This is a genomic window from Pseudomonas sp. CFII68, from assembly GCF_000416195.1.
GTDB lineage: Bacteria > Pseudomonadota > Gammaproteobacteria > Pseudomonadales > Pseudomonadaceae > Aquipseudomonas > Aquipseudomonas kilonensis.
Genome location: NZ_ATLN01000121.1, coordinates 1 through 22,748, shown reverse-complemented (window position 1 = coordinate 22,748; position 22,748 = coordinate 1). Strand labels below are relative to the sequence as shown.

Annotated in this window: 22 protein-coding genes; 16 read left to right on the top strand and 6 right to left on the bottom strand. The window is 60.1% G+C overall.

The window, feature by feature from the left end; all coding sequences use genetic code 11:
- The first annotated feature begins 33 nt into the window (after window positions 1-33).
- The 8 genes from minC to CFII68_RS04530 all read left to right on the top strand — a co-directional run bounded on the left by minC (window position 34) and on the right by CFII68_RS04530 (window position 6,810).
- The gene (gene minC, locus CFII68_RS04495; protein ID WP_018612479.1) at window positions 34-771 is read left to right on the top strand and encodes a septum site-determining protein MinC; all 738 of its coding nucleotides are present in this window, start codon (window positions 34-36) and stop codon (window positions 769-771) included.
- Window positions 772-971: 200 nt separating this feature from the next.
- The gene (minD, locus tag CFII68_RS04500; protein ID WP_003179114.1) at window positions 972-1,784 is read left to right on the top strand and encodes a septum site-determining protein MinD; all 813 of its coding nucleotides are present in this window, start codon (window positions 972-974) and stop codon (window positions 1,782-1,784) included.
- A complete protein-coding gene (minE, locus tag CFII68_RS04505) occupies window positions 1,784-2,038 on the top strand; it encodes a cell division topological specificity factor MinE (RefSeq protein WP_003179111.1) in 255 nt (84 codons plus the stop codon). Before minD ends, minE begins: the two co-directional genes overlap by 1 nt.
- A gap of 116 nt (window positions 2,039-2,154) precedes the next feature.
- Window positions 2,155-2,790: an RluA family pseudouridine synthase gene (locus tag CFII68_RS04510; RefSeq protein ID WP_018612476.1), complete on the top strand. Its 636-nt coding sequence runs from the start codon at window positions 2,155-2,157 to the stop codon at window positions 2,788-2,790.
- Between the two features lie 130 nt (window positions 2,791-2,920).
- Complete coding sequence (locus CFII68_RS04515) at window positions 2,921-3,769, top strand: hypothetical protein (RefSeq protein ID WP_018612474.1); 849 nt, start codon at window positions 2,921-2,923, stop codon at window positions 3,767-3,769.
- An 88-nt stretch (window positions 3,770-3,857) separates the two neighbouring features.
- A complete protein-coding gene (locus CFII68_RS04520) occupies window positions 3,858-4,961 on the top strand; it encodes a hypothetical protein (protein ID WP_033062870.1) in 1,104 nt (367 codons plus the stop codon).
- Between the two features lie 101 nt (window positions 4,962-5,062).
- Window positions 5,063-6,352, top strand: a complete 1,290-nt coding sequence (locus CFII68_RS04525; protein ID WP_014339686.1) for a M18 family aminopeptidase — start codon at window positions 5,063-5,065, stop codon at window positions 6,350-6,352.
- Window positions 6,353-6,627: 275 nt separating this feature from the next.
- Window positions 6,628-6,810, top strand: a complete 183-nt coding sequence (locus CFII68_RS04530; protein ID WP_014339687.1) for a hypothetical protein — start codon at window positions 6,628-6,630, stop codon at window positions 6,808-6,810.
- A 7-nt stretch (window positions 6,811-6,817) separates the two neighbouring features.
- Here CFII68_RS04530 and CFII68_RS04535 read toward each other — a convergent pair whose 3' ends face one another.
- Complete coding sequence (locus tag CFII68_RS04535; RefSeq protein ID WP_018612469.1) at window positions 6,818-7,564, bottom strand: UTRA domain-containing protein; 747 nt, start codon at window positions 7,562-7,564, stop codon at window positions 6,818-6,820.
- Window positions 7,565-7,913: 349 nt separating this feature from the next.
- Between CFII68_RS04535 and CFII68_RS04540 the strand changes: the two genes are divergently transcribed.
- The 6 genes from CFII68_RS04540 (at window position 7,914) to CFII68_RS04565 (ending at window position 13,312) form a co-directional block, all read left to right on the top strand.
- Window positions 7,914-8,981 (top strand): ABC transporter substrate-binding protein, encoded by a 1,068-nt coding sequence (locus CFII68_RS04540; protein ID WP_018612467.1) that lies wholly within the window; start codon window positions 7,914-7,916, stop codon window positions 8,979-8,981.
- Between the two features lie 210 nt (window positions 8,982-9,191).
- Entirely contained in the window at window positions 9,192-9,998 is an 807-nt protein-coding gene (locus CFII68_RS04545) for an alkaline phosphatase family protein (RefSeq protein ID WP_018612465.1), read from the top strand.
- A gap of 5 nt (window positions 9,999-10,003) precedes the next feature.
- A complete protein-coding gene (locus CFII68_RS04550; RefSeq protein ID WP_161798371.1) occupies window positions 10,004-10,840 on the top strand; it encodes an ABC transporter permease subunit in 837 nt (278 codons plus the stop codon).
- Window positions 10,827-11,627 carry an ABC transporter permease gene (locus tag CFII68_RS04555; RefSeq protein WP_018612464.1) on the top strand — a complete coding sequence of 267 codons (801 nt, stop codon included), beginning with the start codon at window positions 10,827-10,829 and terminating at the stop codon, window positions 11,625-11,627. Before CFII68_RS04550 ends, CFII68_RS04555 begins: the two co-directional genes overlap by 14 nt.
- Window positions 11,624-12,613, top strand: a complete 990-nt coding sequence (locus CFII68_RS04560) for an ABC transporter ATP-binding protein (RefSeq protein WP_018612462.1) — start codon at window positions 11,624-11,626, stop codon at window positions 12,611-12,613. The genes CFII68_RS04555 and CFII68_RS04560 overlap by 4 nt, the downstream gene beginning before the upstream one ends.
- Before the next feature lie 45 nt (window positions 12,614-12,658).
- Window positions 12,659-13,312: an HAD family phosphatase gene (locus CFII68_RS04565; protein ID WP_014339694.1), complete on the top strand. Its 654-nt coding sequence runs from the start codon at window positions 12,659-12,661 to the stop codon at window positions 13,310-13,312.
- 126 nt (window positions 13,313-13,438) lie between these two features.
- Here CFII68_RS04565 and CFII68_RS04570 read toward each other — a convergent pair whose 3' ends face one another.
- From CFII68_RS04570 to CFII68_RS04580, 3 genes are all read right to left on the bottom strand, one after another.
- Window positions 13,439-14,227, bottom strand: coding sequence for a DUF2182 domain-containing protein (locus CFII68_RS04570; RefSeq protein WP_018612460.1), 789 nt, complete (start codon window positions 14,225-14,227; stop codon window positions 13,439-13,441).
- Window positions 14,227-14,862, bottom strand: coding sequence for a DUF1326 domain-containing protein (locus tag CFII68_RS04575; RefSeq protein ID WP_018612458.1), 636 nt, complete (start codon window positions 14,860-14,862; stop codon window positions 14,227-14,229). The genes CFII68_RS04570 and CFII68_RS04575 overlap by 1 nt, the downstream gene beginning before the upstream one ends.
- 275 nt (window positions 14,863-15,137) lie before the next feature.
- Window positions 15,138-16,100 (bottom strand): zinc-binding dehydrogenase, encoded by a 963-nt coding sequence (locus tag CFII68_RS04580; protein ID WP_018612456.1) that lies wholly within the window; start codon window positions 16,098-16,100, stop codon window positions 15,138-15,140.
- A 139-nt stretch (window positions 16,101-16,239) separates the two neighbouring features.
- Here CFII68_RS04580 and CFII68_RS04585 point away from each other — a divergent pair, with 139 nt between their 5' ends.
- Window positions 16,240-18,318, top strand: a complete 2,079-nt coding sequence (locus CFII68_RS04585; protein ID WP_177325058.1) for a carboxy terminal-processing peptidase — start codon at window positions 16,240-16,242, stop codon at window positions 18,316-18,318.
- A 118-nt stretch (window positions 18,319-18,436) separates the two neighbouring features.
- Window positions 18,437-20,224, top strand: coding sequence for a bifunctional diguanylate cyclase/phosphodiesterase (locus CFII68_RS04590; RefSeq protein WP_018612452.1), 1,788 nt, complete (start codon window positions 18,437-18,439; stop codon window positions 20,222-20,224).
- 242 nt (window positions 20,225-20,466) lie between these two features.
- On the opposite strand, the gene CFII68_RS27190 is transcribed toward CFII68_RS04590, so the two are convergent.
- Together CFII68_RS27190 and CFII68_RS04595 are read right to left on the bottom strand one after the other, a co-directional pair.
- Window positions 20,467-20,886, bottom strand: coding sequence for a hypothetical protein (locus CFII68_RS27190; protein WP_018612451.1), 420 nt, complete (start codon window positions 20,884-20,886; stop codon window positions 20,467-20,469).
- An 8-nt stretch (window positions 20,887-20,894) separates the two neighbouring features.
- A partial coding sequence (locus CFII68_RS04595) for an RHS repeat domain-containing protein (protein ID WP_018612449.1) occupies window positions 20,895-22,748 on the bottom strand: 1,854 nt, incomplete at its 5' end.

Below are 22,748 nucleotides of genomic sequence, written 5' to 3'. Positions count from 1 at the left end.
GCACTTTTAGTGACAAGCCGTTGTACGCCGACCATGAGCCAAACCGAACCGCTAGACCAAGATCCCGTGTTCCAGCTGAAGGGCAGCATGCTCGCCATTACGGTGCTGGAGCTGGCCCGCAACGACCTGGACAGCCTTGACCGGCAACTGGCGGCGAAAGTCGCCCAGGCCCCGAATTTTTTCAGCAACGCCCCACTGGTGCTGGCCCTGGACAAACTGCCGGCCGGCGAAGGCGCGGTGGATCTGCCAGGCCTGATGCGCGTTTGCCGCCAGCACGGTCTGCGCACGCTGGCGATCCGTGCCAGCCGCATCGAAGACATCGCCGCTGCCATCGCCGTGGACATTCCGGTGCTGCCGCCGTCCGGCGCCCGGGAGCGCGTGCTTGAGCTGAGCCCGGTCGAAGCGAAGAAAGCCCCGGAAAAACCACCGGAGCCCACCATCAGGCCGACGCGCGTCATCACTTCGCCAGTGCGCGGCGGGCAGCAGATCTATGCCCAGGGTGGCGATCTGGTCATCGTGTCCTCGGTCAGTCCGGGGGCGGAACTTCTGGCCGATGGCAACATCCATGTATACGGCCCGATGCGCGGTCGAGCGCTGGCCGGCGTCAAGGGGGATACGAAAGCCAGGATCTTCTGTCAGCAATTGAGCGCTGAACTGGTCTCCATCGCCGGACAATACAAGGTCTCCGAGGATTTGCGCCGCGATCCGTTGTGGGGGGCCGGCGTTCAGATCAGCCTGTCGGGCGACGTGTTGAACATCATTCGGCTTTAACGGATACTGCCGCATTTTCCAAGCATCTCTAAAACGAGCGAAAACGGCTTAAACGACGTAGGAAAAAGGATCAGGCAGTGTTTACCGGAGGTAAACCCCGCCCGACATCCGATTCCAGCCAAGCCTGTCCAATTGCAGCCGTTTTCCAGAGATGTTTTTCAGGGACTGACAAAGTCCTTTTTCCTTAGGGGTGAAACACCTTGGCCAAGATTCTCGTGGTTACATCCGGCAAGGGTGGTGTGGGTAAGACCACCACCAGCGCCGCTATCGGTACCGGCCTCGCTCTGCGCGGCCACAAGACAGTCATCGTCGACTTCGACGTCGGCCTGCGTAACCTGGACCTGATCATGGGGTGCGAGCGTCGCGTGGTCTATGACTTCGTCAACGTAGTCAATGGCGAAGCGAACCTGCAACAAGCCCTGATCAAGGACAAGCGCCTTGAGAACCTCTACGTGCTGGCCGCCAGTCAGACCCGCGACAAAGACGCGCTGACCCAGGAAGGCGTGGAAAAAGTGCTGATGCAACTCAAGGAAGACTTCGAGTTCGTGGTGTGCGACTCCCCGGCCGGTATCGAGAAAGGTGCCCACCTGGCCATGTACTTCGCTGACGAAGCGATTGTCGTGACCAACCCGGAAGTGTCGTCGGTCCGTGACTCCGACCGCATGCTGGGCCTCTTGGCGAGCAAATCCCGTCGTGCCGAAAAGGGCGAAGAGCCGATCAAGGAACACCTGCTGCTGACCCGCTACAACCCGCAACGGGTCAGCGATGGCGAAATGCTCGGCGTCGAAGACGTCAAGGAAATCCTCGCCGTCACCCTGCTGGGTGTCATTCCGGAATCCCAAGCGGTACTCAAGGCTTCCAACTCTGGCGTGCCGGTGATTCTCGACGACCAGAGCGATGCCGGCCAGGCATACAGCGATGCCGTTGATCGCCTGCTGGGCAAAACCGTGGAGCATCGTTTCCTCGATGTAACGAAGAAGGGTTTCTTCGAGCGCCTGTTTGGAGGTAGGTAATGAACCTTTTTGACTTCTTTCGTGCCAACAAAAAGCCCAGTACCGCCTCGGTCGCGAAAGAGCGTCTACAGATCATCGTGGCGCACGAACGCGGCCAACGCAGCACCCCTGACTACCTGCCGGCCTTGCAGAAGGAACTGGTGGAAGTGATCCGCAAATACGTCAACATCGGTAGCGATGACGTGCATGTGGCACTGGAAAGCCAGGGCAGCTGCTCGATCCTGGAACTCAACATCACCCTGCCGGATCGCTGATAGATCCTGCGGTAGCCACGGCGGCTCGGGCCCCAAAGTTCTTCACCCTGTGCTCCCACAGGGTTAGGAAAAAAGGGCCCGAGCCGCCGTTGGCGTTTGTAACGAGACTGTTTTCAATGCCCCTGTCCAACATCCGCATCATTCATCAGGACGCCGCTGTCCTGGTGGTCGACAAGCCGACCCTGTTGCTCTCCGTGCCCGGCCGGGCCGACGACAACAAGGACTGCCTGATCACCCGTCTGCAGGAAAACGGCTATCCGGAAGCGCGAATCGTGCACCGACTGGACTGGGAAACCTCCGGCATCATCCTGTTGGCCCGCGACCCGGACACCCATCGCGAACTGTCCCGGCAGTTTCATGATCGCGAAACCGAAAAGGCCTACACGGCGCTGTGCTGGGGCCAACCGGAGCTGGACAGCGGCAGCATCGACCTGCCCTTGCGCTACGACCCGCCGACCAAACCTCGGCACGTGGTGGACCACGAACAGGGCAAACACGCCCTGACCTTCTGGCGCGTGCTGGAACGTTGCGGCGATTGGTGCCGGGTCGAACTCACGCCGATTACCGGGCGCTCGCATCAATTGCGCGTGCACATGCTGTCCATCGGTCATCCGTTGCTGGGCGACGGGCTCTACGCCCACCCGCAGGCCCTCGCTGCCTGGCCGCGCCTGTGCCTGCACGCCAGCATGCTGAGCTTCACCCATCCGCAAAGCGGTGAGCGCCTGCGCTTCGAGTGCCCTGCGCCGTTTTAGGCTGACGTCTCAAGCGGCTCTATGGAATCAACGAGCAAGCCTTGGGCTGTAAAAATTCCTACAAAAAACAGTAAAAAATTTACACTTGGAATTAAGAATTTAGAATGATGCTACTTCCCACTCAGGCAGGATGCCCGTGCCATACCTCGCGATGCTTCAGCAGAACTACCCTTTCACCTTTCGTTTTTTGAATACCGATCTACATTTTCGGCAAAAACCTTGTCACCACATCGAGCACTCGCTGCGGCAGTTGATCACCAATCGCCGCAAGTGTGCCGAGACGCGCACGACAGCGATCATCCCAGGCAGCGAGCAATCATTGTTCGCCAAGGTACAGCGCCTGGACAGCTTTAAAAGCAAAGTTCGCATCACCTTGGGTACACCCCAGCGCAACGGACGCTTCGACTGGCCATTGGAAGAATTGCAGAACATGCTGCATGCCGAGGAACGAGGCATTGAGACGTCGGCGCTGCTGGGGTTTGGCTACACAAGGAGTGGACTGGGCCTGGCTCAGGATTACTTCCTTATTACCCAGTTGCTGGAAGACCACATAGACGGCAAGAAATGGTTGGCCGAACACCCCGGGCAAATCGAAACATTCATCCGAAAAGCTTTCCAACTTCTGGATTCTCTAACGAGCAGGAACATCAGCCACATGGATTTCTGGGTGGGCAACCTCATGCAGCCTACTGATGGAAAAGGGCCACTCAAGGCCATCGATTTTGAGAATTGCTTCTCACGGTCGACGCCATACCTCAGTGAAACACTTGGCTTCCAGCTCGGCTTCCTTTATCACCGTGAGATTTACAAGCTAATCACCGAAGCCCGTTATGACAGCCTGGTGAGGGAATTTCTCAGGCAGAAGCCAACGGTGTCGATGGATAACTTCAACGAGGTGTACCAAGTCAGCAAGCACAGTCACCTGGGCCGCAAGGAACGTCGCGAGGTTTTTTTGCAAGGCCGGCTTATGCTCGGCTGACCCATCCGGGGCGCGGCATTGGTCCTGCAATGTCGTTAATTGATAGGGTAGACTCCCGGCCATTGCTGTCTGGAGATAAAGGCTTCACATGCAGGTTATTAATTTTCAGGGAACACCCGTCAAAAAAGTTCGTCATCAGATGCTGTATCTGATTTACGGCGACAAGGACGTTTATCGTCAGGAGGCCAAGTTCAGTATCCTGACGGCCCTTGCTCATGGTAATCCATCCACCCTTCCCAGCATCAGGATCCTGACCGACCGGCCTGAGGATTACCTGGGCTGGCCGGTCGAGACACTCGCGCTGTCTCCCCAACTGCTAAGCGAGTGGCAAGGCAACAACGGTTACATACATCGGCGCAAAGCCTGTGCCATAGCGTCAGGCCTGAAGCTGGCGGAAAAAACCCTGTTTGTCGACACCGACACGCTATTTTTCGCCGACCCCGACCTGCTATTCAAGCAAATCGAGCCAGGGCAATACCTGATGGACCGCTTGGAATACAAGTGGGATTACGTCTGCAAGCGAGAGAGTTACCAAACGTTGGGGACGCACCTGCGCGCCCACGGCATCACTCCGAGCAGTAGCTTCAATCTCTACAACAGCGGCCTATGCGGCGTGACCGACAACGACGCTGCGCTGCTTGCCCAGGCCATCGGACTGATCGATGAATGGACCGAGGATGGCTTCGACATCCATACCATCGAACAGATCGCGATTTCGTTCGCGCTGCACACCAAGACCGTTAAAGAAAGCAAAAAATTCGTTTATCACTACTTCGGTGAGAAACGCTTTTTCCACACCATGCATGCGCATTTCTTTGCCCAACACGGCGAGGCTTTCAGCGCGCAGTTGGTCGAGCGCAGCCATGACGTACCACGCACCCGGCCATCCCCATCGACCTGGCGGCGCCTGAAGATAAAATGGCAATTGCGCGGTCAGCGCGGCGCCTTGAACAAGATCGGTCGCGACCTGTTGTATGGCAGCGCGGCGCCAGAGAATCCTTACTTCGACCTTAGCCGGCACCATTGGTGGGATTCGGCATCAAGGGAGATTCTTCGGCTGAATCCGGAGCTCCGGCAACAGCTGTTCGGCCAACTGGAGCATTGGCCGCAGCACCTACCGGAGCCATCCAAGGCTCAAGACAAGACGTTGATCATGGCGCACCTGCGCAAGCGAATCATGGCCTCGGGCTGATCGATATATCGAGGCCGCACAACAATCCATGACGGAGAACAGCTCTGCAACGCGGGCTGCCAATACGGTAAACTCCCGCCCATTGCTGTCTGGAGTTATTTATGCGCGCAGAGTTGAACCAGGGCCTGATCGACTTTCTCAAGGCCTCCCCTACCCCGTTCCACGCCACCGCCAGCCTTGCCAAGCGCCTGGAGGCGGCAGGCTATCAGCGTCTTGACGAACGCGAGACCTGGGCCACCGAGGCCAACGGTCGCTATTACGTCACGCGCAACGACTCCTCGATCATCGCCTTCAAGCTCGGCCGCAACTCCCCGTTGCACGACGGCATCCGCCTGGTCGGCGCCCACACCGACAGCCCCTGCCTGCGGGTCAAGCCGCAGCCGGAACTGCAACGCCACGGGTTCTGGCAACTGGGTGTGGAAGTCTACGGCGGCGCGCTGCTGGCGCCGTGGTTCGACCGCGACCTGTCCCTGGCCGGGCGCGTGACCTTCCGTCGCGACGGCAAGGTCGAAAGCCAGTTGATCGATTTCAAGGCGCCGATCGCCACGATTCCGAACCTGGCCATCCACCTCAATCGCGAAGCCAACCAGGGCTGGGCCATCAACCCGCAGAATGAGCTGCCGCCGATCCTTGCCCAGTTCGCCGGTGACGAACGCGTTGACTTCCGTGCTGTGCTCACCGATCAACTGGCCCGCGAACATGGCCTGAATGCCGACGTGGTGCTCGATTACGAGTTGAGCTTCTATGACACGCAAAGCGCTGCGGTCATTGGCCTGCACGGCGATTTCATTGCCGGCGCGCGCCTGGACAACCTGCTGTCGTGCTACGCCGGCCTGCAAGCCTTGCTGAACGCCGACACCGAAGAAACCTGCGTGCTGGTGTGCAACGATCACGAGGAGGTCGGCTCGTGCTCGGCCTGTGGCGCCGACGGTCCGATGCTGGAACAGACCCTGCGTCGCCTGCTGCCTGAAGGTGAAGAATTCGTCCGCACCATTCAGAAATCCCTGCTGGTTTCAGCGGACAACGCCCACGGCGTGCATCCCAACTATGCCGACAAGCACGACGCCAACCATGGCCCCAAGCTCAACGCCGGCCCGGTGATCAAGGTCAACAGCAACCAGCGCTACGCCACCAACAGCGAAACCGCCGGGTTCTTCCGCCACCTGTGCATGGCTGAAGAAGTGCCGGTGCAGAGCTTCGTGGTGCGCAGCGACATGGGCTGCGGTTCGACCATCGGCCCGATCACCGCCAGCCAGCTGGGCGTGCGTACCGTGGACATCGGCCTGCCGACCTTCGCCATGCATTCGATCCGCGAACTGTGCGGCAGCCATGACCTGGCGCATCTGGTGAAGGTGCTGAGCGCGTTCTACGCGTCTCGCGAGTTGCCATAGTTGCCCCGAAGGCATGATGAGCCCTGTGGGAGCAAGGCTTGCCCGCGATGAAGGCGACTCTATTTCTGGAAAGACCGAGTCGCCTTCATCGCGAGCAAGCTTTGCTCCCACACAGCTTTGCTCCCACACAGCTTGCTCCCACACAGCTTGCTCCCACACAGTTTTCTTCCCACACAGTGTTTGCCTCGGGAATGAGGGCGATGTGACATACATCAGCACACCCCGACAAAACCCCAACTAGACTGGCCTTATCCTTCCCCGACAAGGCTGTCGCCATGATCTCGATGTCTTCGTTCAACGCCATGCTGGTGCCCATCATTGCCGGCATGATCCTGCTGGCCATCGGCTTCAACTTCCGTGACAAGAACGTCGGGGTCTTTGCCATGTGGATCGGCATGTTGTTGATCCTCGCCACGGTGGTGATCAAGATCCTGAGCAAGCTCAACGAGTCGCTCTGACCCTGTCTCAGGCTGTCGGCGATTGTTCCGGCTCAGGTTGCTCCGGCACATCCACGCCGACATGGATCGCATCGTGTCGCCAGAACTCCAGGTCGCAATCGATCAGCCGCTGATGCTGGTCATAGTTGACCCGTGCAATGCGAAGCCCGGGGCTGCCCACCGAAACCTTCAACGCCGCTGCCGCTTCCGGCTGTAGAGAGGTGGGCACGATTTCAAACTTCACTCGGCCGTAGTGCAGGTCGTAATGGCGGGCGTACAGCTCGGTGATGGACTGGTTGAGGTCGAACCCCAAGATGTCCGGAAAATACTGCGGGTTCAGGTAGTGCTCGACGTACAGCACCAGCCGCTCGTCGATACGCCGCACGCGGCAGATCTGGATCACGCTGGACAACGCCGGCAACTGCAACCAGGCGCACACCGCCGCCGAAGCGGGTTGCAGACGCGCCGAAATCACTTGGGTAGAAGGCACACGCCCCTGGGCCGCGACCATGGCGTGGAAATGGCTGCGCTGCATCAGGTTGTAGGCCAGGCGCGGCGGCGAGACGAACCAGCCCCGGCGCTCCTCCCGATAAATCTGCCCCTGGGCTTCGAGCTGCAACAACGCCTCACGCACGGTAATGCGCGTGGTCCCGAACAACTCACTGAGCTTGCGCTCGGCCGGCAATTTGCTGCCGGGCGCCAGCAACCCGTGGTCGAGCTGCTCTTGCAGGACCTGTCCGATGGCTGTCACCGCTTTGGTTGCATCGATGCGCATCAACGTTACCTATCTGGACTAGACCAGCACTGTTTCGGGGCAAGATCGACGGTTCATCGACCCGTTTCTGGGTCCAGCAAGCCTAGGCACTGCACATGACTGGCAGATGACAGAGCCGCCGAACGGTCGTTTTGCAAGCGTGCAAATTAACGGCCAAGTCCTTGCAGATCAGCTGTTTAACCATGGTCTACGCTTAATTCGCAGCCAACCCCCACGAGCCTGACATTTCCCGGGAGATCCTGAACCGACATCAAAATGTCACAGGGCTCGCCTACATTGGCTCAGGTATTGCTGACCTAGACCAACACAACCGCAATCGCAGCGTTGAAAACGCCCATAGGAGCTTCGGATGAAACAGCTTTTCCTGGCATCACTGTTAGGCTCGACCATTGCCATGTGCACCGCCGCCATGGCCGCTGACACCGATCTGAAAACGTTGGAAGCCGCTGCGAAAGCGGAAGGCGCCGTGAACAGCGTCGGCATGCCCGATGACTGGGCAAACTGGAAAGGCACCTGGGACGACTTGGCCAAGCTCTACGGCCTGAAACACATCGACACCGACATGAGCTCGGCCCAGGAAATCGCCAAGTTCGCCGCCGAGAAAGACAACGCCAGCGCCGACATCGGCGACGTCGGTGCGGCGTTCGGCCCGATCGCGGTCAAGCAGGGCGTGGTCCAACCCTACAAGCCAAGTACCTGGGAACAAGTCCCTGCCTGGGCCAAGGACAAGGACGGCAACTGGGCATTGGCCTACACCGGCACCATCGCGTTCATCGTCAACAAGAAGCTGCTGCACGGCTCCGAAGTACCGACCAAGTGGGCGGACCTGAAGACCGGCAAATACAAAGTCTCCATCGGTGACGTGAGCACCGCTGCCCAAGCCGCCAACGGCGTGCTGGCAGCCGCCCTGGCCAATGGTGGCGACGAGAAGAACGTCCAGCCGGCACTGTTGATGTTCGCCGAGATCGCCAAGCAAGGACGCCTGTCCATGGCCAACCCGACTATCGCCACGATGGAAAAAGGTGAAGTCGAAGTCGGCGTGGTCTGGGATTTCAACGGCCTGAGCTACAAGGCCAAGATGGCCAACCCGGATGACTACGTTGTGCTGATTCCGTCCGACGGCTCGGTCATCTCCGGCTACACCACCATCATCAATAAATACGCCAAGCACCCGAACGCCGCCAAGCTGGCCCGCGAGTACATCTTCAGCGACGCCGGCCAGATCAACCTGGCCAAGGGCAACGCCCGTCCGATCCGCGCCGAGCACCTGACCCTGCCGGCAGAGGTCAAGGCCAAGCTGCTGCCGAACGAGCAGTACAAAGGCGTGACCCCGATCAAGGACGCGGATGCTTGGGAGAAGACTTCCAAGGCACTGCCGCAGAAGTGGCAGGAAGAAGTGATCATCAACATGCAATAAGGCGGTAGCTCCCGCTCGGATATCCACTGGGCACCCAACTGTGGAGCAGTCCCTGTGGGAGCAAAGCTTGCTCGCGATAAACGATGACACGGTCTTGAAGTAGCACCGTATCGCCAGCATCGCGAGCAAGCTTTGCTCCCACAGGCCTGCTCTTACAGTGGAGCTTGGGGGATTCGAGTTTTCTGGTATCTGCCCGGAGTCCCGGTACCCATGAAGCACAACGTCATCCTGGTGGTGCTCGACGGTCTCAACCATGAGGTCGCCCGGCATGCCATGGGGCATTTGCAGGCTTACGTCGGCGCAGGACGCGCGGCCCTCTACAAACTGGAATGTGAGTTGCCCGCCCTGTCCCGTCCGCTCTACGAATGCATCCTCACCGGCGTCGTGCCCATCGACAGCGGGATCGTGCACAACAACGTCTCGCGCCTGTCGAACCAGCGCAGCATTTTCCACTACGCCACCCAGGCCGGCTTGAGTACGGCGGCCGCGGCGTATCACTGGGTCAGCGAGCTCTATAACGTTTCACCCTTCGTGGCCGGTCGCGATCGTCACACCGACAACCCCGACTTGCCGATTCAACACGGGCATTTCTATTGGAATGACCATTACCCCGATTCCCATCTGTTCGCCGACGCCGAACACCTGCGCCAGCGCTACTTGCCGAACTTTTTGCTGGTGCACCCGATGAACATCGACGACGCCGGCCACAAGCACGGCCTCGACACCCCGCAATACCGCAACAGCGCCCGCTCCGCCGACATCAACCTGGCGGTCTACCTGCAAGCCTGGCTCGACGCCGGTTACCAGGTGCTGGTGACGTCCGACCACGGCATGAACAACGATCGCTCCCATAACGGCCTGCTGGCCGAAGAACGGGAAGTGCCGCTGTTCGTCCTGGGCAGCGGCTTCAGTTTCGATCCCGCCGCCACGCCCCGGCAGACCGAACTGTGCGGCACCATTTGCCAATTGCTCGGCGTCGACCACGACAAACCCTACTGCCAGGAGTTACTCAAGTGAACGCCATGACGCGCGGCAAATGGCTGGCAGCGTTGTGCCTGGTGCCCTTCGCGATTTTCTTCATCGTGTTCCAGATCGCCCCGCTGCTCTGGGTGCTGGTCAACAGCCTGGAATCGGAAGAGTTCGGCTGGGGCCTGGCCAACTTCAGCAAGATCTTCAGTTCCAAGTTCTACCTGCAAGCGATCCAGCACAGCCTGGAGATCAGCTTCTGGTCCAGTGTGTTCGGCATCGTCATCGCCGTGCTGGGCAGCTACTCCCTGCGCCGCGTGGATTCGCGGCTGCGCAACTTCGTCAACGCCTTCGCCAACATGACCAGCAACTTCGCCGGCGTGCCCCTGGCCTTCGCCTTCATCATTTTGCTCGGGTTCAACGGCAGCATCACGATCATGCTCAAACAGGCGGGGATCATCGAGGATTTCAACCTGTACTCGAAAACCGGGCTGATCATCCTCTACACCTACTTCCAGATCCCCCTGGGCGTGCTGCTGCTCTATCCGGCCTTCGACGCCCTGCGCGAAGACTGGCGCGAGTCCGCCGAGCTGCTGGGCGCCAACGGCTGGCAGTTCTGGAGACACATCGGCTTGCCGGTGCTGACCCCGGCGCTGCTGGGCACCTTCGTGATCCTGCTGGCCAACGCCCTCGGCGCCTACGCCACGGTCTATGCGCTGACCACCGGCAACTTCAACGTGCTGCCGATTCGCATCGCCGCCATGGTCTCTGGCGACATTTCCCTCGACCCGAACATGGCCAGTGCCCTGGCCGTGATATTGGTGGCGTTGATGACCGTGGTCACCATCGTCCATCAGTTGCTGCTCAAGAGGAGCTACCATGTCTCGCGCTGAACCGGGCTCCGTCGGGCTCTATCATCGGGTGGTGGTGTACCTGCTGTTCGCCATCCTGCTGCTGCCCCTGGCCGGCACGCTCGTCTACTCCATCGCCAGCAGTTGGTCGGCCACCGTGCTGCCCAGCGGCTTCACGTTCAAATGGTATGTGCAGTTGTGGAGCGATCCGCGTTTTCTCCACGCCTTCGGTCAATCGCTGCTGGTCTGCGTCGGTGCGCTGGTGCTTTCGGTGGTGCTGATCCTGCCGTTGCTGTTCGTGGTGCATTACCACTTCCCCAAGCTCGACGCCCTGATGAACATCCTCATCCTGCTGCCCTTCGCGGTGCCGCCGGTGGTGTCATCGGTGGGGCTGTTGCAACTCTACGGCTCCGGGCCGCTGGCGATGGTCGGTACGCCATGGATCCTGATCGGCTGCTACTTCACCGTCGCCCTGCCGTTCATGTACCGGGCGATCACCAACAACCTGCAAGCCATCAACCTGCGCGACCTGATGGACGCCGCCCAACTGCTCGGCGCCAGCACCTTCCAAGCCGCATTCCTGGTGGTGCTGCCGAACCTGCGCAAGGGCCTGATGGTGGCGCTGCTGCTGTCCTTCTCGTTCCTGTTCGGCGAATTCGTGTTTGCCAACATCCTCGTTGGCACCCGCTATGAAACCCTGCAGGTGTACCTGAACAACATGCGCAACAGCAGCGGTCACTTCACCAGTGCGCTGGTGATTTCCTACTTCCTCTTCGTACTGGTCCTGACCTGGGCGGCCAACATCTTGAGCAAGGACAAAAGCCAATGAGCTACGTCAGCGTCCAACACCTGCAAAAAAGCTACGCCGGTACGCCGGTGTTCAGCGACATCAATTGCGAGATCCGCAAGGGCGAATTCGTCACACTCCTCGGCCCTTCCGGTTGCGGCAAATCCACGCTGTTGCGCTGCATTGCCGGCCTGACCGCGGTGGATGCCGGCCAGATCATCCTCGACGGGCAAGACATCGTCCCATTGAGCCCGCAGAAACGCGGCATCGGCATGGTCTTCCAGAGCTACGCCTTGTTCCCCAACATGACCGTGGAGCAGAACGTCGCCTTCGGCCTGCGCATGCAAAAAGTCGACGCCGCGGACAGCCGCCAGCGTGTGCTGGAGATCCTGCGCCTGGTGGAGCTGCATGATTTTGCCGCGCGCTACCCCCATCAACTGTCCGGCGGCCAATGCCAGCGCGTCGCCCTGGCCCGCTCCCTGGTGACCCGGCCGCGCCTGTTGCTGCTGGACGAGCCGCTGTCGGCCCTGGATGCACGGATTCGCAAGCACCTGCGCGAACAGATCCGACAGATCCAGCGTGAGTTGGGCCTGACCACGATCTTCGTCACACACGACCAGGAAGAAGCCCTGACCATGTCTGACCGGATTTTCCTGATGAACCAGGGAAAGATCGTACAAAGCGGCGATGCCGAAACCCTTTACACAGCGCCAATCGACGTCTTTGCCGCCGGTTTCATCGGCAACTACAACCTGCTGGATGCCGACAGCGCGACCAAACTGCTGCAACGGCCGGTGAGTGGCCGTATCGCCATCCGCCCGGAAGCCATCGAGCTGAGCCGCAATGGCGAGGCCGATGCGCTGATCCGCAGCCACAGCCTGCTGGGCAACGTGATTCGCTACCGGGTCGAGGCCCGCGGCGTGGAATTGGTGGTGGATGTGCTCAATCGTTCGGCCGCCGACCTGCACCCCGATGGCGCACGGTTGTCACTTTCCATCGATCCGTCGGCGCTGTGTGAGGTAGCCTGACGGCTTTGTTGATTTTGAAACTGATTTTGAAAAGGAAACGCGCTGATGGCCCTGGCAATTTTTGATCTGGACGAAACCCTGATCCACGGCGACTGCGCCACCCTCTGGAGCGAACAGATGGGACGCCTGGGCTGGGTTGATCCCGAGTCCTTCATGCGGCGCAACAACGAGCTGATGGACGCCTACAGCCACGGCAAGCTGCGCATGGAAGCGTACATGGACTTCAGCCTGGAGCCGATGATCGGTCGCACCCCCGAGGAGATCGAGCACCTGGTGGCGCCGTGGGTGGAAGACTTCATCGAACCGATCATCTTCAGCGACGCCACCAAGACCATCGCCGAACACCGCAAGGCCGGTGACCGGATCCTGGTGATCTCGGCCTCGGGCACGCACTTGGTCAAGCCAATTGCCGAACGCCTGGGTATCGACGAGATCCTGGCGATCGAACTTGAAGTGACCCATGGGGTGTACAGCGGCCAGACCGTGGGCACCCTGACCTACCGCGAAGGCAAGATCACCCGGCTGCTGGACTGGCTGGATGCCGAGGAAGAGAACCTGGAAGGCGCAAGTTTCTATTCCGACTCGCGCAATGACCTGCCGCTGCTGCTCAAGGTCGATTACCCGCATGTGGTGAACCCGGACCCGGTATTGAAGGCCCATGCCGAATCGGCCGGGTGGCCAATCCATACCTGGAAATAAGCAGCCTCGTGTGGGAGCGAGCTTGCTCGCGATAGCGGTGAATCAGCCGGCATTGATTTATCTGATACACCGCCATCGCGAGCAAGCTCAGCTCCCACAGGTTCAGGTTCAGATTCAGGTTCAGGTTCAGCCCAGCAGCAGCCACAGGCTCCAGCCGAGCAACACCACACCGCAGAGACGACTGAGCCAGAGTCCCTGCGGCAGGTTTTTCTCCAGCAGGATGAAGGCACCGATCACTGCCACCCAGAGCAGGTTCATCACACCGACCACGAACAGCAGGCCCATCAGGGCCCAACAGCAGCCCACACAATAAGCGCCATGGGCCAGCCCCATGCGCCAGCCACCGAGCACGTCGGGGCGCCAGTAGCTGAGCAGAAAATGCAGCGGCCCGCGACAATGCTCAAGGCAGACCGCCTTGCCTGGCAGCCACTGATAGACGCCTGCGACCAGCAGCAGGCCGGCGCCCAGGGCGGTGCTGGTACTGTGCATCCCCGGACTGAGCAGAGCGAGTTGCTCGAGCGCCCATTGCAGCGCCGTGGCGCCCAGGGCGAAACCGGCCCAGACCAGAACATAGGCGCTGCAGAACAGCAGCAGGGCCAGGTGTCGCTGCGGTGCCGGCATGCGCTTGCGCAGCATCTGCTGGTAGATCAACAGCATGGGCAAGGCGCTGGGCAGCATCATGCCGACCATCATCACCACCCACATGGCGAACATCAGCAGCGCATCGGCCAGGCTCCAGGGCATGAGCATGCCGCCCATTGCCGCATCAGCCATGCCGCCCGGCGCACTCATGTCGTGGGCCATGCGCAACAGCAGCAGCCAGGCCAGGGCGGTCAGCGCGAGCAGGCAGAGCAGGAGCAGCCACTGCTCGCCTGTCAGTCGCTTGCTCGGCGTCACCGCCTGAGGTTCTGCCATTACGGCTCTATGCCATGGCCGGTGAAGTGCACGTGGGCGAGGTGGCTATGACTGCCCTGGGATTGTAGTTTGAGGGCTGAATGCGTCTGGTAGCTGCCGCTGGCTACTTCGGCCTCAAGGAACTCGAAGCCGTTGGGCAGGGACAGGCGGACTCGATGAGGTGAGCCGTCGATCGGGCTGCGGATCGGTTCGCCACTGGCCTGCAACATGCCTGGAATGTCCAGGTGCGCCAAGCGCTGATCGACATCGATGGAGAGGGTGATGGGCACGAACAGCGGTTCGAACGCTTCACTCATGGTGCTGCTGAACACCTGAAACACGTTGGCCCCGGGGTCGCTCTCCAGGCCAGAAAGAATGGTCAACAGGGCCTGGCGTTGCGCCTCGTCGGCGCGTTCATCGATGAACACCTGGCAACTGCCGTTGCCCTCATGGATAGCCCCTGGCCAAGCGAAGGTGGCGGCCCAGCACAAACCGTCCAGCGCTACCTGATTGAAATACCCGTGCTCCACTCGCATCGACGCCACCGCCTGGCAGTGACCATGGGTCGGTGGCGCATTGAATTGACAGGGGCAGCCCCAATTGCAGTTGCAGGCAATGAATTCGACGCCCTGCATGCGCCATTCGGCGATGGCCATGATCAACCTCTTCACCTGGCGGGTGAAATGAAAGCTGCGGTTACCCCATCCCCCATTAGTTAACGCTAGCAGGGCGCGCGCATCGGATACGGGCTGCCGACCGAAGGTGCAAGCCAGTCATGTCGGCGCGGGCCTGTAGGAGCTGGCGAAGCCTGCGATCTTTTGATCTTTCGCTTGAGATTCAAGTGTCTGGGGAAAGATCGCAGCCTCGTTTCACTCGACAGCTCCTACACAGCTCCTACACAGTTGCCACAGGTTGCACATGGCTGTCGAAATCAGCTCAGGCTTTCATCGATCACCAACACCAGCTTCCCGGACACCTGGTTGGTCGCCAGCTCCGCGAACGCTGCTTCGGCGTCCTTGATGGCGAAGGTCCGGGCCAGTTGCGGGCTCAGGCGTTTGTCGGCAAACAGCGGCCACACCTGTTGGCCCAACTCGCTGATCAGGTCGGCCTTGAACTGCTCGTCACGGCTGCGCAAGGTCGAGCCGAGCAATTGGATGCGTTTGCCCAGCACCTGCGCCAGATCGAGTTCGGTCGAGCGCCCGCCCATCAGGCCGATCAACACCCAGCGGCCGTCAACTGACAAAAGTTTCACGTTGAGTTTGGCGTAGTTGCCGCCCACCGGATCGAGGATCACATCGAAGGGACCGAGGTCGTTCAAACTCTCCAGGCCGTCGGTGCGCACCACGCCACCCTGGGCGCCCAGGGCCTCGCAATAGGCCAGCCGTTCGGTCGAACCGACACTGACCCAGCACGGGTTGCCGAAGGCCTTGCACAGCTGGATCGCGGCCGAACCAACGCCACTGGCCCCAGCGTGCAGCAGCACTTTCTCACCCGGCTTGAGCCCGGCCAGCTGGAACAGGTTCAGCCACGCCGTGCTGTAGACCTCCGGCAGCGCGGCCGCTTCGGCCAATGACAAGCCCTCCGGGACCGGCAGCACATGCCGCCCATCGACCACCGCCTCCTCAGCCATCCCACCGCCGGCCAGCAAGGCGCAAACGCGGTCGCCCACCTGCCAGGACGAGCCCGGCCCGACCTCGCTGATCACCCCGGCACACTCCAGCCCCAGCACTTGGCTGGCGCCGGGGGGCGGCGGGTAAAGCCCGGCTTTTTGCAACAAATCGGCCCGATTCAGGCCGGCGGCTGCCACACGAATACGAACTTGCCCGACATCACATGCCGGGCTCGGCTCATCTGCCCATACCACTTGGCCTTCAACGCCTTGCAATGCTTTCACGGTGCCTCCATAGTGAGTCTCGACTGGGCCCGCTGCTTCAACGCCGGGCTTTCTTGCATTATGCGCCCGGGCCACATGGAACCGGCGACTTCAAAGACGGCCTAATATGCGTTATCAATTGTCCCTGCGTCGAATCAGCATGAAGCACCTGTTCCCCAGCACCGCCCTCGCGCTAGTCATTGGCCTCGGCCTGTTACCGCTGTCGAACGATACGTTCGCGGCCAACAGCTGGGACAAGCTTCAGCCCGATCGTGACGAGGTGATTGCCAGCCTTAACGTCGTCGAGTTGCTCAAGCGCCATCACTACAGCAAGCCGCCGCTCGATGACGCGCGCTCGGTCATCATCTACGACAGCTACCTGAAGCTGCTTGATCCGTCGCGCAGTTATTTCCTGGCCAGCGACATCGCTGAATTCGACAAGTGGAAAACCCAGTTCGACGACTTCCTCAAGAGCGGCGACCTGAACGCCGGGTTCACCATCTACAAGCGCTACCTGGACCGCGTGAAGTCGCGTCTGGACTACGCCCTTGCCGAGCTGAACAAAGGCGTCGACAAAATAGATTTCAACACCAAGGAAACCTTGCAAGTCGACCGCAAGGACGCCCCTTGGCTCAAAAGCACAGCCGAACTCGATGACCTGTGGCGCAAGCGCGTCAAGGACGAAGTGCTGCGCATGAAGATCGCCGGCAAGGATCCCAAGCAGATCCAGGAAACCCTGACCAAGCGCTACAAGAACCAATTAGCTCGCCTGGACCAGACCCGCGCCGAAGACATCTTCCAGGCGTACATCAACACCTTCGCCATGTCCTACGACCCGCACACCAATTATCTGTCGCCGGATAACGCGGAAAATTTCGACATCAACATGAGCCTGTCCCTGGAAGGTATCGGTGCGGTGCTGCAGAGCGACAACGACCAGGTGAAAATCGTGCGCCTGGTCCCGGCGGGCCCGGCGGACAAGACCAAACAGGTCAGCCCGGCGGACAAGATCATCGGCGTCGCCCAAGGCAACAAAGAGATGGTCGACGTGGTCGGCTGGCGCCTGGACGAAGTGGTCAAGCTGATCCGTGGTCCGAAAGGCTCGGTCGTGCGCCTGGAAGTCATCCCGGCCAGCAATGCGCCGAACGACCAGACCAGCAAGGTCGTGGCCATCACCCGTGAAGCGGTGAAGCTGGAAGAACAAGCGGCGAAGAAATCGGTCCTCAACCTCAAGCAGGACGGCAAGGACTACAAGCTCGGCATCATTGAGATCCCGGCCTTCTACCTGGATTTCAAGGCCTTCCGTGCCGGGGATCCGAACTACAAGAGCACCACCCGCGACGTCAAGAAGCTGCTGACCGAACTGCAGAAGGAAAAGGTCGACGGCGTTGTCATCGACTTGCGCAACAACGGCGGCGGCTCCCTGCAGGAAGCCACCGAGCTGACCAGCCTGTTCATCGACAAGGGCCCAACCGTGCTCGTGCGTAACGCCGATGGCCGAGTGGATGTGCTGGAAGACGAAAACCCGGGCGCGTTCTACAAGGGACCGATGGCCTTGCTGGTCAATCGCCTGTCCGCGTCGGCCTCGGAAATTTTCGCCGGTGCCATGCAGGACTACCACCGTGCGCTGATCATCGGCGGCCAGACCTTCGGCAAAGGCACCGTGCAGACCATCCAGCCGCTCAACCACGGCGAACTGAAGCTGACCCTGGCGAAGTTCTACCGGGTTTCCGGCCAGAGCACCCAGCACCAGGGCGTGCTGCCTGACATCGATTACCCGTCGATCATCGACACCAAGGAAATCGGTGAAAGCGCCCTGCCCGAAGCCATGCCGTGGGACACCATCCGGCCGGCGATCAAACCGGCCGTGGACCCGTTCAAGCCGTACCTGGCCCAACTCAAGTCCGACCACGATGCGCGCTCGTCCCAGGACGCGGAATTCGTGTTCATCCGCGACAAGCTGGCCCTGGCGCAGAAGTTGATGATGGAGAAAACCGTCACCCTCAACGAAGCCGAGCGTCGCGCGCAGCATGCCGATATCGAGACCAAGCAGCTGGTCATGGAAAACCTGCGTCGCAAAGCCAAGGGCGAAGAACCGCTCAAAGAGCTGAAGAAAGAAGACGAAGACCTGATCACCGAGCCGGAGAAAACCAAGCCGGAAGACGATGCCTACCTGAGCGAGACCGGACGGATCCTGCTGGATTACCTGAAACTCAACACGGCGATCGCCAAGCACTAAAATGATGGCCATTTAATGGTGACTCTCGTCGGAGTGTCATCAAACTGACATCAGTCTGTCGTGAAATACAGGACTGGGTGCCGCGCACCCGGTCCTTTTTTTATCGCCAGAGATTGCCATGACCACGACAGAGCAGCTGAGTGCCTTGAGTTCGATCCTGGCTCAAAGCGGTTTGCACAGCCTGTTCCAACCGATCATCTGCCTTTCCGAACGGCGCATCGTGGGTTATGAAGCCTTGACCCGCGGCCCCTCCAACAGCCCGTTGCACTCCCCCATTGCGCTGCTTTCCGTGGCGCGCCAGGCCGGCCGCCTCAGCGAATTGGAACTGGCCTGCCGCCGCAGCGCCTGCCAACGCTTCAATGAGCAAAAGTTACCGGGCAAGCTGTTTCTCAACGTCTCGCCCGAGTCGCTGCTCGAATCCGCGCACCAGACCGGGCGCACACTGCAACTGCTGCAGGACCTGGGCATCGCGCCCAGCCAGGTCGTGATCGAACTGACCGAACAAACCCCCATCGATGACTTCCAGCTCCTGCAAACAGCCCTGCATCACTACCGGGCCATGGGTTTCTCGATTGCCCTGGACGACCTGGGTGCCGGTTATTCGAGCCTGCGGCTGTGGTCTGAATTGCGGCCCGATTACGTGAAGATCGACCGGCATTTCATCGACGGCATCCATCAGGACGCCCTCAAGCGCGAGTTCGTGGGCTCGATCCTGAAAATCGCCCGGGCCTCCCGCGCCCAGGTGATTGCCGAGGGCATCGAACTGCCGGAAGAACTGGCGGTGCTGATCGAAATGGGCGTCGACCTGGTCCAGGGCTATCTGCTCGCCCGGCCTCAGGAACAACCGTCACGCGATGCCAGGGCACTGATGCCCAAGCAGGACAGCGGCGTGGCGGCCTTGAACGATGAGGTCAACGACCTCAGTGCGCTGCTCAACGAACAACCGGCAGTGGCCCACAACACACCGACAGCCACCGTGCTGGAAGCGTTTCGTCGCCAGGCCAACCTCAACTCCCTGGCGGTGCTGGACAATCAGAACCAGCCTTGTGGCATCGTCCATCGCCATTCGCTCTCGGACGCCTTGCTCAAGCCCTTCGCCACCGACCTGTTCGCCCGCAAACCCATCAGCCGCTTGATGAGCGATGACTTTCTCGCGGTGGAGTTGAACCAGTCGCTGCAACAAGTCAGCCGCCTGATCACCAGCCGCGCCCGACAACGCATCGAAGAAGACTTCATCATCACCCTCAACGGCGGCTACCTGGGCCTGGGCCGGGTGATCGACGTGCTCAAGCTCATCACCGAACTGAAAATCCAGCAGGCCCGTTACGCCAACCCCCTGACCCTGCTGCCGGGCAACGTCCCGATCCAGCAATGCCTCACGCGCCTGCTGCAACAACGGCAGGAATCGGTGATCTGCTACGTGGACATCGACAGTTTCAAACCCTTCAACGACATCTACGGCTACGGCCGCGGCGACGAAGTCCTGCTGTGCCTGGCCCAATGCCTGAACGAACGCATCGACCCCAGCCGTGACTTCGTCGGCCACATCGGCGGCGACGACTTCCTGCTGGTCCTCGGCCCGGAAGACTGGCGCAGACGCCTGGACCAGCTACTCAGCGACTTCCAGACCCACTGCCGCCGCTTCTACCGCCCCGAACACCTGGAGGCGGGATGCTTTACAGCGTTGAACCGACAGGGCGTTCGACAGGAGTTCGCGTTGTTGTCATTGTCGATTGGCGTGGTGCACCTGCGCGCCGAGGCCTGTGAGGAATTGGATGCCAGCCAGTTGGCTGAGCTGGCTTCGCAGGCCAAGCATCATGCCAAGGAGATTTTGGGCGGGAGTGTGTATTTGGTGGAGGGTTTGGCGGAGCGGGAGTCTGTGGTGGCGTTGGGTTTGACGGTGTAAGCAGATTCTCCATTCACCACAGCCCGAACGCCTGGCGCTAACCCTGTGGCGAGGGAGCTTGCTCCCGCTGGGCTGCGCAGCAGCCCCCTCCTAAACAGCCCCACGGTGTTGTCGATCGTTCCCACGCTCCTGCGTGGGAACGCCGCCAGGGACGCTCCGCGTTCCGCTTCTGGAGGTTGACGCAGAGCGTCACGGGATGCGTTCCCACGCAGAGCGTGGGAACGATCAAAGGTCCTGAGCACCTATATGTAGTACCAAGTAGACCTATCCTCGGCTTCAGCCTTGCGAAGATCATTCGCCCATACGTCTCCGGCTAGTCTGTATATATCTTCAAAAAACACGCGCGGATTGTCCATCTCATCCCACCCATCGGGCAGCGATGAACACTCGTAAGGATCATGTTCCAGCAGAGCTTGAAAATCATAATCCCCATCCAAAAGCGCAGCTTCTAAGCATTTATAAAGTAAAAATTTTTCTCTATAGGATCGCCTTCCTTTCAAAGAGTAGTCAGTGATCAACACTTCTCTATCAGCTGCGTTATTGGGGTTATATTTTTCCAGCTCCTCACCTAACGTCTCCTCCCTGTCATATATATCAAAGCAACCTAAAAAATATGATGGCGTGGGTATATATGGAAGTTCAGTACCAGGATCTATAAACATATCCACACCTACTTTATTGGAAATAGCGTAAATGGAATTTCCGTATCCGGGTCTACTTTCATTTCAAACCGATCCATAGAAACAAGCGTTGGATTTGATGGATCTTTCTTGTTCGGAATATAGCCCTCGCCAGCTCCAGGCAGATCCATCCTGACAATATGATTATTATTTTTATCTCGCCCCGTAAAAGCTGGGAGACCATTTTCCTTACGACCAACTGCAAGTTTGTAAGCTTTGAGCTGCATTTCCCAGCTGGAAAATCTTGAGCTTGGATTTCCTTTTTTATTCTTAGGTGTTTTGCCGGTAATGGGATCTGTACCATCAATGGCTCGCTGCTTCCACACTTGGTCTGGAACCGCAAGGCTATGCTTACCAACCATATGCATGCCTTGCTCCCGATCTAGACGCCTGACTTCTTTTTCAGCCAACTCAGCAGCGGTTGGCTTAGGCAGCCGCGGCTCCCCCTCATCCACCCCAACCTTAACCGCCGGATCCTGCTCCCCAACCGCCGGCCTACACCCACCCTTCCCCGGACAATCCACCAACCCCAACGGATCCACCCACCCCGTCGGATTCAGGGTGTACCGGTACCCATTGAGCCCACCCACCAACTTGCTCGGGTCGGGCGTCAAATAGCGGCCGGTCTCGGGATTGTAGTAGCGGTGCCGGTTGTAGTGCAGGCCGCTTTCCAGGTCGTGGTATTGCCCCTGGAAGCGCAGCGGTTGCTCAAGCTGTTCGCCGCCACCGTGCGTGAGTTCAGTGAGTTTGCCGTAGCCGTTGTAGCGCGCCGACCAGACGATCTGGCCGCTGTAGCTGGTCAGTTCCTGGGGCGTGCCCAGGTGGTCGAGGTGGTAGTAGAACGGCGTGGCTTTTTCCGGGCCTTCGCCATCAAGCATCGCCAACGGGCGGAAGGTGCCGGGTTCGTAGACGTAGCTGCGGTGGTGGCGCGGGCTGTTTTCGGCGACGACCTGGTCGCCTTGCCAGAAAAACTCCGTGGTCAGGCCGTCCACGGTCTTGCTGATGCGTCGGCCGAAGGCGTCGTAGCGGTAGGACGTTTCCCGCCCATCGGCCGTGGTGACGCCAATCAGGCGGTGCTGGCTGTCGTAGCGGTAGGCGCTGACCAGGGCCTCGCCGCGGCGTTCGCGGATCAGGTTGCCGAAGGCGTCGTAGTCGTAGTGGCGGTCGCCCTCCTTCAGCAGGCGGTTGCCCTTGAGGGTGGTCGGGCCGGGGCGATCCTGCATCATCAGGTTGCCGGCCGGGTCGTGGCAGAAGTGTTCCGACGGTTCGCTGTGGGAAAAGTCGATGCGGGTCAGGCGATCCAGCGGGTCGTACTGGTAGCTGCGGCGGTTTCGGTTGTCGGAAAGGGTTTGCAGGTTGCCCTTGGCGCTGTAGGCATAATCGCGCCAGAACAGTTGTTGCTGTTGGCTCTGCCACACGGTCTGGGCCTTGAGGCGGCCCTGTTCGTCGTAGTCGTAATCACTGAGCAGCCGGCCCTGCTGGCGTTGCCGTTCGCGACCGCCGTCAAACCGGTGTTCGGTCAGGCGCGAGCCGTTGAGGTCGATGGCGGTCAGTGCGCCACCTGGGGCATGGTGGTAGTCGAGCTGGCTGTCGTCCGGCAGGCGCAGGTGGTTGAGGCGCCCGCAAGCGTCGTAGCGATAACGCAGGGTGCCCCAGCCCTGGTGCTCGCAGACCAGCCGGTCCTGGGCGTCGTACTCGAAGGCCAGCGGATGGTTACTGCCGTCGTTGACGTGGACCAGCCGGCCCAGTTCGTCGTAGCGGTATTCGATGGCCTGGCCGTCGGGCAAGGTCTTGATCCGCAGCCGCCCAGCCGCGTCGCGCTGGTACTGGGTGAGCCGTTGCGA